The sequence below is a fragment of the Bacillus sp. FJAT-18017 genome (assembly GCF_001278805.1).
GTDB lineage: Bacteria > Bacillota > Bacilli > Bacillales > Cytobacillaceae > Bacillus_D.
Genome location: NZ_CP012602.1, coordinates 2,242,274 through 2,254,922 on the forward strand (window position 1 = coordinate 2,242,274; position 12,649 = coordinate 2,254,922).

Genomic DNA, 12,649 nt, shown 5'->3' on the forward strand with positions numbered 1-12,649 from the left:
CCCTTTTTGATTATAAAATTATATTCTTAGGGAAGCGAGCTCAAGGTGTGGTTAGTTACCACGGCCGGAGCCGTTTCCACTGCCGTTTCCGCCAGTACCGCCACCGGTACCGCCACCAGTTCCACCACCGGTACCGCCGCCAGTTCCACCGCCGGTACCGCCGCCAGTATCCCCACCGGTACCGCCGCCGGTATCTCCGCCAGTACCGCCTTCGCCATCACCTTCGCCGTCGCCAGTACCGCCGCCATCACCTTCGCCTTCGCCGTCACCTTCGCCTTCGCCTTCGCCATCACCCTCGCCTTCGCCATCACCTTCACCATTGCCATTTCCGTTGCCATTTCCGTTGCCATTACCATTTCCGTTACCATTACCATTTCCGTTGCCATTTCCGTTACCGTTATTTCCTCCATTTTCATCGCTAGGTGGAGGTGTTTGGCCTTCGACAACAACAGAAGCTGTTGCAGGATCACTGCTAGTTCCGTCTTTTACAGCAGTTACGGTTACCGAATATGTGCCGCCAGAAGTAATGTTAGGGACTTCATACGAAGTATTGGATGTCGTGTTGGAATGAACCTTGCTGCCATCCTTTGTAACTGAGATGGAGTAGCTAATATTCTGTTTTTCTTTATGGTTCCAGCCCAATGAAATTGAGTTGGTTTCTTTGTTAAACTCTGCCTTCAGACCAGTAGGTGCATCAGGTTTATCAAACTTCTTGGAAACTTCCTTCGGTTTTTTACCTTTAACAGCATATTCAGTCAATACCATGCTATCTGGAGTATATTCACTTGCCAATTTGGCAGGAACTGAACCTTTTTCAATTCTTACACGTTCAACTGATTTTGGCATTTTGAAATCAGGTGTATCGACGTCTTTAGAAACATGCTGCATCAGATTTCTGTATAGCGATTTGGCTATCTGCTGGTCTTTGCCAGGCATGATAGGTGTCATCCTGCTTTCATACCCAGTCCAGACTGCAATGGTATAGTTGGTCGTATAGCCGGCAAACCAGGCGTCAGGAACAGCGCCTTTACCTACATTAAGTTTTCTCAACTCATCTTCTGTATAGTTGGTCGTCCCTGTTTTACCTGCAGCGGGAAGGCCTGGTATATGTGCAGCCGTACCTGTTCCATTTGTTAATACACTCTTCATCATATCTGTGACCATAAACGCTGTGTAGTCTTTCATGACTGCCTTTGATTCAGGTGCAGTATCAATTTCTGTTCCATCACGAAGTTCTATTTTAGCTACAGCATGTGGCTTCGTATAATAACCATTGTTGCCAAATGCGCTGTATGCCCCGGCAAGATGGAGAGGGGATACCCCGACCGTTTTCCCGCCGAAACCGCCTATTGCATAGGATTCATAAATTTCTTTCAAAGGTATCCCAAGGTTTACGGCAAAATCCTTCGCTTTTTCTGTGCCGACCTGCTGAAGAGTCTGCACAGCGATTGTGTTTTTTGATTTCGCAAGGGCAGTGCGGATTGTCATCCAGCCATCATATTGGTCATTCCAGTTCCCGAATTCGGTTCCGCCTGTATATTTGGTAGGCTTATCCTCCATCATATGGTAGGTGCCCCATTGGAGGTGCTCTATTGCCGGACCATAGTCAAGAATTGGTTTTATCAATGATCCTGGCTGCCTTTTAATATCCATTGCAAAATTATAGCCACGCTGGACATCCTTGTTGCGGTTTCCGCCTACCGCCCGGATTTCGCCTGTTTTTGTATCAACCATGACGATTCCGGCCTGGAATTTTTCATCAGGAAATGCCACAACATCATCTGTAAACATCATCTTATCTACATATTTTTGTGCATCCTGATCTAGTGTTGTATGAATCGTTAAGCCGTCGGAGTATATATCGAAATCTCCAGCTTTCTTCACCTCTTCGATAACAGCGTCAACAAACGAGTCATATGGTTTTTCATTTTTTTTGCGTTTTTCTTCAGGAACAAGGGTTTTTTCAACAGGAATGGCCTGTGCTTCCTTCATTTGCTGTTCATTAATGAAGCCATGCTGGTTCATGAGTGAAAGAACCAAATTCCTTCTTTTCTCTGCTCTGTCTGGATTTACGAATGGATTATAATTATTAGGGCTTTGAGGAAGCCCGGCAAGCAGTGCGGCTTCATGAAGCTCAAGCTCATCCAAGCTCTTGTCAAAATATACTTCAGCCGCTGTTGATACCCCATGGATATCTCCACCCATAAGGATTTTATTGACATACATCTCGAAAATTTGCTGTTTCGTATATTTCCGTTCAAGCTGATAGGAAAGCCAGGCCTCCTGTACCTTCCGTTTAATTGTTTTTTCATTGGTCAAAAAGGAGTTCTTCACTACCTGTTGGGTAATGGTTGAAGCACCTTCAGAACCAAAGCCATTCGTAAGGTTCGCAATGACTGCACCGCCCAGGCGGATAATATCAATACCATGATGCTGATAAAAGCGGACATCCTCGGTGGCTAAAAACGCATCTTCAACCAATTTGGGGATATCTTTATAATCAACATATTCTCTTCGAACCGTACCGACTTCCCTGAATACTTTACCTTCTTTATCAAGTAGTTTAGAAGGAATGGGATCCTTTAGAAGCTTTTCGTCCAACTTAGGTGCATCCTGGACGAGGAAAGCGAATGTTGCAATGCCTGACAGCATTCCTACTATGCCAAGCGCAATAAGAATAAGGAATATTTTCTTAAAAAGTCCGCCGCGGGTAGGAACACCTTTTTTCTTCTTTTTCCCATTGGAGGCAATCTGTTTCCTTCTTTCCTCCCTGGATTTATAATTACTTGCCATTAAAATTCCTTCCTTTCATGCAATACAAACTATCAATCTAGAATGTAGAGTTCATCAACTTTTTTTAAATAATCAATCCTTGGCTGGTAGCCTAGTGAAATCGGGATGCCAGCTTCCATTACTTCGGATTTGGTTATTGATTTTCTTCCGCCCTGTTCCATCCTTTCCCAAAACCCTAGAAGAGGGAGCGCATCTAAAAGAAATAATTCATCACTGCTTGAAAATCGCAGGATAACAAATGAAATTCCTCCTTGTTTTAGCACAGCATCCATATGGCGAATTTGGTGCTCATGGATGTTTTTCAAAGGAAAAGAGGTGGGATTCTGGGTTTCCTTCGCCTCAAAATCTATATATCTTCCTTTATATACTCCATTATAATCTGTTGTGGAGGCCTGCTTGAAATAGGCTTCTTTGATAACTGCTGCGCTCCGCTTGGGATAATCAACCTGGACGATTTGAATCGGCGTCGGTTTTTTATGAATGACCGCAATGCCTCTGCTTAGGTAAAATTGATTCGTTTCATTCAAATCGTCTTCTAAAGTCATTCCACGGTTGCTATAAGAATTGACTGACTCCCGTTTTAGTTTCGCTCCTTGAAGGGGCTGTAGTCCAGTGTATTTTTTTCCATTTGGGTAATTGAACAAGATTAGCACCTCACAAACTATTACCTATCATACCAAAGGAGCTTGAATTTTGCTGTATAAAATAATTTAATTGAGCCAATCTAACTATGACCAATTCAAACTGTTTTAAAGAAGGAATAGAATAATGCAGATGTCTGAAAAAGAAATAATTAAGGAAATTAGGAAAGAAACAGCCAAATTGAATAAGGATAATATCACCAGAACAAATGCATATTTTAATTTCTTTAAGCAAAATCCTGATCTTATATGGGCTTTTTTGGCTAGTATGGTCTCACGGAACGGTGGATGGAATATGTGCGACCTTGAAGGAACGATTTTCCCCCATTTCCTTACAGATGTGACAAGGAAGCAACTCTTTCTTACGTATGAGCGAGCAAACTGGCTCATTTTCCATGATGCTTATCCACAACTTTTGCTTTACTCCTATTCGACGAAAATGAATAAGCCATTGTTTCATCTGTTAAAATATTTAAATATTTCGTCGTTTATGCAAAAAGAGTGGGCGGTTTATTGGGAGAAACAGGATAAAAACAGGCTGACCACGGCATTGATTATTAATGAACAAAATGTTATTCAGGAACCGATCATTGAACATCCAGTATACAAAAGTAAAGTTTTTCAAAGCCTTGAGTTCAATCTGCAGGAATGGTTCCATTTTAGTTGTGTTCTTTTTCCAACTTGCGGTGGAGAATTATACGGTGCGAGTGTATCTGGCTTTCGTAAGGTTTCCAATCGGATAGACCTTGGCAGAAGGCTAACCAAAATACTTTTCCATCCAAGGCTGTTTCCCCACTTTTACGAATTTGCCCGGCGAACGGCTCATACGGGTTCAAGACATGACTATGAGCAGTACTTCAAACAAAAAGTCCGGCGCGAAACACCTTATTTAAGGATGACGTTTCCAATTATCGAGCACCACCGCCATATATATCAAGATTGGAGCCAAGTTAAAATGGCCCCCGTACACAAGCTGTATTTATCAGTAAAGCTAAAAGAGACACCCCATTTAACCGACTGGTATATACAAAAACGGGATCAGCTCCAATTGATGGCACAAGTAAAAAAGGACTATTTGCCAAGGGGCTTTAAGCTATAAGCTTCCATTAAAATAATATGATTGGGCACTAAAAAGGCAAGGGGGACGCCCTTGCCTTTATCTCCAGCAGAAACCAAATTGCTAATAGACTCCATTGTAAGAGACCCGGACATCCCGATGAGTGGAGAAATGTACTTTTTGGCTATAGCCGGTTATTCAGCTGGCCTATTTTCGCCTACAAGCTTTTTATCGCCATAACCAGTCTTTTTTTGTTCCTGGCCATTATGGTTTTTCTTGTTTTCCTTACCCTTTTTCGCCATGGCTAAACCACCTCCAATAGTATCGTTCCCGAAACACATGACTTCATTCAGGGATCTTGTCGAATATACTTCCGAAACCAGCATCAAAAAGAAGCTGATTACCACTACTTTTGACAGCTAGCTTCTAGTTTTGTCACCGATGCAGGAAACAGGAGGGGAAGGAAGAATAAGGGTAGTAAATAAACCGTAAAGGGGAAAACGCAATGAAGGGCTCTAACAGTGAAAGGAATAAATTATTGCTCCGTTTGAATGGGATAAATGAACAGCTTTTATTATTAGAGGCAGAAATGGACACGGCGTTTTCGGGGTTATCAATGGAGTTAATTGGCAAACGGTTCGAACAATTGGAGAATATGGAGGTAAGGGTACAGCGATGGGAGCAGGATATTAAGCCGCCTGCACCAACTAAGCGCTCTGTGCCAGCTGTCTTAAACACAAAGCTTGAACTCGCCATTACCGGAAGATAAAATAAAGTGAGTGGGAATGAGGCCATTTATATAAATGGCTTCTTTCATTCCTTTTAACAGGAACCAATAATCAGCCGTAATAATATCCATACTGATTAGAGTTTCAGATAGTGGAGGGGTATCATGGACTCATTGATTTTGTTAGAAGAGCTCACCAAACAGCTTCTGGATTATAATAAGGTATTTGTCCAAACTTTTGAACAAACTAGGGAGAAAAACGAGGATGGTGATTTTTACTCGGAGGTAAAGCCCTTCGCAGATAAAGTAAAAATTATAAATGACCAATGGAAGGAAGCAGCTCTAAAAGAGACGGTATTCCTTGGCCGTAACGGCATTGCGAGCCGTCAGATTGAACTTGCCCATGAACACGTTGAAAAACTATCGATTCAGGCCTTTTTTGTCAAGACCAGCCGGTACACGTTTATAAATTCAAGCAGGACAGTTGATTATACATTAAGCAGCATTCTTGAAAAAATTGCAGGAACCGGGAAAGTTCTTTAATAAAAAAATACCCGCCAAGTGGCGGGCATTTTTCTTAATTAGTAACTTTTTCACCGGTTATTTCCGGCACAGTGGCGCCTGTAGCTTCGAGCTCCTGGATTAGCCTCCGATATGTGGAAGCTGTGATTTCATTTTGAATATAAAGTTTCCTTGCATAATCCCTCAAAACATTTGCATCTACGGAATCATTGTCTCTTTGCAGGATAAAGCTTGTCTTCAATGTTGAAATATCCATCTAAAGCGCCCCTTTCCCCATTTTCTATATCGTAACACATATAAAAAGAAATCCTTATTTTTAAAAAATTTAAACTTCCGACAAAAATTTCTCTATTTAGCACTTGAATTTTCAATAATCACACTGATTCACCGTCAACATATAGTATAGGGAAACTATGTACGGAAGTGAGGTAGCCCACATGCAATATAACCCATACCAAGCTCCGGTATATGGACAGGGGCCTTTTACGCAGCAAATGCCTTATGGAGTTTATCCCCAGCAGGGAATGCCAGTCTCCCAGATGATGCCAGGGTTTCAGCCAGGTTTTCCAGTGGGAGAGAATATGTGGCCGAATAACCAATTTGTTCCACAAGCTCACCAAAATAGGCCGGGCAGCCATTTTCTTTTTCAAAACCCCCTGGATCCCGGAGGGCAAAATGGATTTTTTGGCAATTCACAGCCAATGCAGCAAATGGGTTTTCCGCCACAATATAATCCATACCCTAAAGGGCAGTTTGTACAAAAAACACCAGGAGCCATGCAATCCATCCTTGGCTCGTTTAAATCACAGGATGGCACATTAGATATCAATAAAATGGTGAATACAGCAGGGCAAATGGTCAGTACTGTGAGTCAGGCATCGGCCCTAATAAAAGGCTTGGGCGGAGTATTCAAGGCTTAACAAGGAAACGGGATAAACCGTTTCTTTTTTTCCAGGAACCATCACTTTCATGTGAAATGAGAAAAGAGCGCAGACTGGCTGCGCTCTTTAGCTTTTTGTAAAGGTAATTAAAGATATCACCAATGTGGATAGGTCATTTATCCAGAGGGTTTGGTGTTGGTTACATTTTGCCTAATAAAAAACACTGAAACGTGCCCAATGCAGCTTGTTGGTTACATTTTGCCTAATAAAAAACACTGAAACGTGTCCAATACAGCTTGTTAGATACATTTCGCCTTATGAAAAACACTGAAACGTGCCCAATGAACTTGTTGGTTACATCTCGGTCAGTTAGAGTTCTACAAAGAATGCTTCCTGAATAAACATTCCAGGAACACAAGAAAAGCTTCCTGGAATATTCATAGCAGAGACATGCATTTCTTTCGTCTGACACAAAGGCGCTTGTACTTTTCTTGTTAATCTATTTGCAATGTATGGCCTTTGTCTATTGGCAAGGTTATTTTGAGGAGCCCATCTTGATAGGAGGCTTTTGCTTTATGATCAAGAACCGGTTTTGGAAGGTGAACACTTCTTGTATCACGTCGCTGCGATATGCTTTTCCGATAGCTTCCATGCTCTTCATTTGTCTCTGTTTGTTCGACTTTGTTTTCTATTGAAATGACAACTTGATTTCTAAAAATATCTATATGGATTTGATCTCGCTTAACACCTGCAAGTTCTGACGTAATGATGTATTCGTTGTTATGATCTTCAAGGCTTACGCGGAAAGGTGAATGTGTGAATGGATTTTGGAAGAAATCATCTATGGACTGAAGGAAGCCTTTTACAGGCGGATAGTGCAAAAAGTCATTCAAATATGACAATGGATAATCCGGATCCTTCTGCTTGGAGTTCCGATGCCCCTTCTGAACATAACGTTTTGGTTTATCTTTTTCGTTCATCCCATCTCCCTCTCTCATAAGTCAATTAGAACCCTTAGGCCCATTTATAATTCGAAAATCGATTTTCGTTTATATCATATGAAATTGGTAAACAAGAAGTGAAAGCGAATACAACTTGTGAATATTTGAACAATTGATGACAGATGTCAAAGAAGTGATTTACATCACATGTTTTAACCGGTGCGGCATTATATTCTTGATTAGGAGTAATGAACGAAAGTGAGGAGTTAAACATGTTCTGTTATCAATGTGAACAAACCCCGTCTGGCGGTTGTACGGTCGTCGGAGTTTGCGGGAAAGATGAAACGATTGCAAGTCTACAGGATACAATCATTTTTGCCCTGAAGGGAATTGCAGCCTACCGGACACACGCAAATCAACTCGGTTTTACGGATTCTTTTGTGGATACGACAACCCATGAAGCTCTTTACATGACCTTAACGAATTCGAATTTCAATGTCCAAGAGCATATTGACATGGCAATGAAGGTTGGCCAATCTGCAGTTCGCATGATGGAAGTGCTCGATGAGGCCCATACAAAACGCCTGGGCATTCCGCAGCCTATCCGAGTCAGCCAAAACAAAATTGAAGGTAAGTCGATAGTGGTAACAGGGCATAACCTGTTCGCGCTTGAGGAGCTATTAAAGCAAACAGAAGGTAAGGGCATTAACATCTATACCCATTCCGAAATGCTCCCGGCCCATGGCTATCCTGCGTTGAAAAAATACTCGCATTTAAAAGGGAATATCGGCAAAGCCTGGTATGACCAGCGCCGCCTGTTTGAAAAATTCCCTGGAGCCATCCTTGCAACAACCAACTGTGTAATGCCGATTAAAGGAAGCTACGCTGACAGGATGTTCTCCTATGAAGTGGCTGGCCTTGAAAATGTTCAAAAAATCGTGAATGACGATTTTACACCTTTAATTGACCGGGCACTTGAATTGCCTGAGGCCAATATTGAGTCGGAAGAAACACTGCTTACTGGCTTCCACCATGAAACAGTTCTAGGGCTCGCTCCTGAAGTCATTGCAGCAGTCAAAGAAGGAAAAATCAAACGTTTCTTCGTTATTGCTGGCTGTGACGCACCAGGGAAAGGAGGAGAGTACTACCGCGAACTTGCAACATCGCTGCCTCCTGAAACAGTCATTCTGACAACCTCATGTGGAAAATTCCGTTTCAATGATGTGGATTATGGAACAGTGCCTGGGACTGAGATTCCTCGCTATATTGACCTTGGCCAGTGCAACAACTCTGGTTCCACCGTTAAAATTGCAAAAGCTTTGGCTGATGCGTTCGAATGTGAAATCAATGAACTCCCGGTAAGCATCGTCCTTTCCTGGTTTGAGCAAAAAGCAGTTGCAATTTTGTTGGGACTTTTCAGTCTCGGCATCAAGGACATCCGGATTGGGCCAAAACCGCCTGAATTCATTTCTGCTGGTGTCCTGGAAGTATTGCAAAATGCGTTCAACCTAAAGTTAATTGGTGACGCTCAGGAAGACATGAACGAAATGCTTCAACTTTCTGACGCAAAATAAGAGAAGAGGTGTCCCATAGTTTAAGGGGCACCTCTTTCGTTTAAAACATTAATAGTTAGCCATTTTAACCAAAAATCTAAGGAGTGACGGAGACTTCATTCTTGTTACTGCAGTATTTGGTCCAAAAGTACTTCAGGATTGAATTTCATGTTTCCATGGCTGTCCATTTCAATTAAACCATCTTTTTTCATTTTTGTTAGTGTCCTGCTCACTGTTTCCCTAGTTGTACCAATCATATTTCCTAAATCCCTGTTCGTAAAATCGCCTTTTAGCAAAACGCGCCCATCACTGACTTCAGTGCCATGCCTTTGGCCTAGGCGGACCAGCAGCTTGATGATTTGCTCATTCGTGTTATTCAGGATTTGCTCCTCGAGACGGTTCTGCAAGTCGACAATCCGCTCACCAAGCACGCGGAATAGCTTGATACATAATTCCGGATTGTACATCAGGACACTTTCAAACCTGGAAATAGGCACAACAACCAATGTTGCAGGTTCAATTGCCTCCGAATAAGCCGGGTAATCACCCTTCCGGAAAAAGCCGATATGCGGGAACATCTCACCCTTTTGAAGGATATTGACGATTTGTTCTTTCCCGTTTGCATCAGATTTGTAAATTTTTATTTTTCCCTTAAAGACAAAATAAACATTTTCAATGGGATCACCCTGCATGAAAATATGGGCGCCTTTTTTAAATTCCCTGGCGATTGAAATTTCTGCTATTTTATCTATTTCATATCGGTTCAATTCCCGGAATATCGGAAACCATGAAAGCACGGTTCTTATTTCTTCAGCTAGCATTATTCCCCACTCCTAATCGTGTAGTTAAAAAAACATTTGTGGATTATGTACTTAAAATTCTGCTCCAGCTAGAGACGAGCCCAGGCTCATTGCAGCCCATTATCCCATGTTAAGGATAAGAAAGCCCTCCTAAAGTTCTGAATCATTCACCTACCTATTCGTGCAATTGGCACCCCAAATAAGCCTCTAAGGATAAGCACCACGGGGATAGACGGTTTTTATCTGTCGTAAGTGTCCTAGCTTTTATTCATGTCACCTTTTATTGTATCAAATCAAATGATTGAGGTAAGAAAATATTCCGTGTCAAAATCTTGACATCTGTTGGGATTAATTCCCACAAACATTCACGAACATTAGCAATATATTTTTCTTTTTTAACGAACGTCTATTCGCTACAATAGAGGAGATGGGGTGATGTAAATGAAATTGAGGAAAAACCTCCAAGAGATGCTTGAAAAATTAAAGCTTGATGAACAATTTAAAAATAATATTGTTCATTGGCATACAATTGATGAAAAACCGGCCAGAACGAAATCGATGCCGGAACAACTGAATCCGTTATTAAAAAAGGCCCTGGAACATAGAGGGGTTTCTGAATTATATACTCACCAGAAAACCGCATTTGAAACAGCGATGTCCGGACAAAGCATCACGGCCGTCACTCCGACCGCCTCGGGGAAAACTCTATGCTATAATCTGCCCGTCCTGCAGACAATCCTGAATGACAGCAGTTCGAGGGCATTATATATGTTTCCAACCAAGGCGCTTGCCCAGGACCAAAAGAGTGAAATTAATGAATTGATCCAGGAAGCGGGCCTTGATATCAATAGCTATACGTACGATGGAGATACACCGGCGAACATTCGGCAAAGAGTTCGAAAGGCCGGCCATGTTGTCATAACGAATCCTGACATGCTCCACAGTGCGATATTGCCACATCATACAAAATGGGTTTCGCTGTTTGAAAACCTTAAGTTTGTCGTAATTGACGAACTGCACACATATAGGGGTGTGTTCGGCAGCCATGTCGCGAATGTCATACGCCGGCTTAAGCGGATATGCAGCTATTATGGGAGCAATCCTGTGTTCATTTGTACCTCTGCAACAATCGCCAATCCGCTTGAACTGGCAGAGACCTTGACTGAAACCCATATGGTTTTGGTCGACAATAATGGGGCTCCAACGGGAAGGAAGCATTTTGTTTTTTATAATCCGCCTGTCATTAATAAACCCCTGAACTTGAGGCGAAGCGCAACCCTCGAAGTAAGGAGGATAGCGGGGGAGCTGCTGCGAAATAAAATCCAGACAATTGTTTTTGCCCGGAGCCGGGTTAGGGTTGAAATTATCCTGACGTATCTTCAGGAGCTTGTCAAAAATCAGCTTGGCCCAAAATCGATTATGGGCTACCGCGGCGGTTATTTGCCAGCCGAGCGGCGCCGGATTGAAAAGGGTCTTCGAAATGGTGAGATATACGGCGTCGTCAGCACGAATGCCCTTGAGCTGGGGGTAGACATCGGCCAGCTTCAAGTTTGCATTATGACCGGATATCCGGGAACAATCTCGAGTGCCTGGCAGCAAGCAGGCCGTGCCGGAAGACGGCATGGAGAAGCGCTTGTGATTATGGTTGCAAGCTCAAGCCCGCTCGACCAGTATGTCATCCAGAATCCGGATTATTTTTTCAATAAGAGCCCGGAAACAGCCAGAATAAATCCGGACAATTTGATCATCCTTATTGACCACCTAAAGTGTGCAGCCTACGAGCTTCCTTTTAAAAAAGATGAAGAATTTGGAGGGCTGGGTACTGAAGAGCTGCTCGAATATCTTGTCGAGGAGAGGGTCCTCTATCAAAACGGAGATAAATGGTATTGGATGAATGATTCCTTTCCGGCCCATAACATAAGTTTGAGATCTGCTTCCCAGGAAAATGTCATAATCATAGATCAATCCGATATCGCTAATGTCAGTGTGATTGGTGAAATGGATACATTCTCGGCCATGACGCTGCTGCATGACGAAGCAATTTACCTTCACCAGGGCATTCAGTACCAGGTGGAGAAACTTGATTGGGATGAGAAGAAGGCCTATGTCCGGGAAGTTGACGTTGATTACTATACCGATGCGAATCTCGCGGTCCAATTGAAGGTTCTGGAGGTAGACAAGCTTTCAGAACGGAACGGTGTGGAAATTGGATACGGGGATGTAAGCGTTAGGGCAATGGCGACAATTTTTAAAAAAATAAAATTCGAAACCCATGATAATATAGGTTCAGGCCCGATTTTTTTACCAGAAATGGAGCTGCATACAAGCTCTGCCTGGGTTTCGCTTGAAGATAACTTGGACGAGCTCAAACATGATCGCCTGGAACAAGGTCTGATAGGTGCGTCTCATGCACTGTCCAATATTGCTCCTTTGTTTGTTATGGCAGACCCTCAGGATATCCATGTTGTTCCCCAGGTTAAGGCTGACCACAATGAGAAGCCTACGATTTTCTTTTATGATAGTTATCCTGGCGGAGTAGGCCTAAGCGACAAACTTTATGCCGGCATGGAATTAGTCCTCGAAGAAGCGGCCGCAATGATTGAAAGATGCCCATGTGAAGAAGGCTGCCCGTCCTGCATAGGCATGGATGCAACGTCAATGACTGCAAAAAAAGATGCATTTAAAATAACAAATCACTTCCTGGCCGCTGCCAGGAATGCACGGTTGTGATGAC

Annotated in this window: 11 protein-coding genes; 6 read left to right on the plus strand and 5 right to left on the minus strand. The window is 42.7% G+C overall.

The genetic code is table 11. The features are described 5' to 3' along the window. Nucleotides 1-51: 51 nt before the first annotated feature. Together AM500_RS10360 and recU are read right to left on the minus strand one after the other, a co-directional pair. Nucleotides 52-2,793 carry a penicillin-binding protein 1A gene (locus tag AM500_RS10360; RefSeq protein WP_053599139.1) on the minus strand — a complete coding sequence of 914 codons (2,742 nt, stop codon included), beginning with the start codon at nt 2,791-2,793 and terminating at the stop codon, nt 52-54. Nucleotides 2,794-2,825: 32 nt separating this feature from the next. Beyond that, entirely contained in the window at nt 2,826-3,437 is a 612-nt protein-coding gene (gene recU / locus AM500_RS10365) for a Holliday junction resolvase RecU (protein WP_197282680.1), read from the minus strand. A gap of 124 nt (nt 3,438-3,561) precedes the next feature. Between recU and AM500_RS10370 the strand changes: the two genes are divergently transcribed. The 3 genes from AM500_RS10370 to AM500_RS10380 all read left to right on the plus strand — a co-directional run bounded on the left by AM500_RS10370 (nt 3,562) and on the right by AM500_RS10380 (nt 5,761). After that, nucleotides 3,562-4,533 (plus strand): DUF2515 domain-containing protein, encoded by a 972-nt coding sequence (locus tag AM500_RS10370; protein WP_053599140.1) that lies wholly within the window; start codon nt 3,562-3,564, stop codon nt 4,531-4,533. A 463-nt stretch (nt 4,534-4,996) separates the two neighbouring features. Then, the gene (locus tag AM500_RS10375; RefSeq protein ID WP_053599141.1) at nt 4,997-5,260 is read left to right on the plus strand and encodes a hypothetical protein; all 264 of its coding nucleotides are present in this window, start codon (nt 4,997-4,999) and stop codon (nt 5,258-5,260) included. A gap of 123 nt (nt 5,261-5,383) precedes the next feature. Then, nucleotides 5,384-5,761 carry a DUF1798 family protein gene (locus tag AM500_RS10380; RefSeq protein WP_053599142.1) on the plus strand — a complete coding sequence of 126 codons (378 nt, stop codon included), beginning with the start codon at nt 5,384-5,386 and terminating at the stop codon, nt 5,759-5,761. Between the two features lie 34 nt (nt 5,762-5,795). On the opposite strand, the gene yppF is transcribed toward AM500_RS10380, so the two are convergent. Next, nucleotides 5,796-5,996, minus strand: coding sequence for a YppF family protein (gene yppF, locus AM500_RS10385; protein WP_043933635.1), 201 nt, complete (start codon nt 5,994-5,996; stop codon nt 5,796-5,798). Between the two features lie 181 nt (nt 5,997-6,177). Between yppF and AM500_RS10390 the strand changes: the two genes are divergently transcribed. Then, nucleotides 6,178-6,660 carry a YppG family protein gene (locus AM500_RS10390; RefSeq protein WP_053599143.1) on the plus strand — a complete coding sequence of 161 codons (483 nt, stop codon included), beginning with the start codon at nt 6,178-6,180 and terminating at the stop codon, nt 6,658-6,660. Between the two features lie 455 nt (nt 6,661-7,115). On the opposite strand, the gene AM500_RS10395 is transcribed toward AM500_RS10390, so the two are convergent. Continuing rightward, the gene (locus AM500_RS10395; RefSeq protein ID WP_053599144.1) at nt 7,116-7,601 is read right to left on the minus strand and encodes an Hsp20/alpha crystallin family protein; all 486 of its coding nucleotides are present in this window, start codon (nt 7,599-7,601) and stop codon (nt 7,116-7,118) included. Nucleotides 7,602-7,834: 233 nt separating this feature from the next. On the opposite strand from AM500_RS10395, the gene hcp reads away from it, so the two are divergent. Continuing rightward, entirely contained in the window at nt 7,835-9,136 is a 1,302-nt protein-coding gene (hcp, locus tag AM500_RS10400) for a hydroxylamine reductase (protein WP_053599145.1), read from the plus strand. 104 nt (nt 9,137-9,240) lie between these two features. On the opposite strand, the gene AM500_RS10405 is transcribed toward hcp, so the two are convergent. Continuing rightward, nucleotides 9,241-9,936, minus strand: a complete 696-nt coding sequence (locus tag AM500_RS10405) for a Crp/Fnr family transcriptional regulator (RefSeq protein ID WP_053599146.1) — start codon at nt 9,934-9,936, stop codon at nt 9,241-9,243. 420 nt (nt 9,937-10,356) lie between these two features. On the opposite strand from AM500_RS10405, the gene AM500_RS10410 reads away from it, so the two are divergent. Then, nucleotides 10,357-12,645 carry a DEAD/DEAH box helicase gene (locus tag AM500_RS10410; RefSeq protein ID WP_053599147.1) on the plus strand — a complete coding sequence of 763 codons (2,289 nt, stop codon included), beginning with the start codon at nt 10,357-10,359 and terminating at the stop codon, nt 12,643-12,645. Nucleotides 12,646-12,649 lie beyond the last annotated feature (4 nt).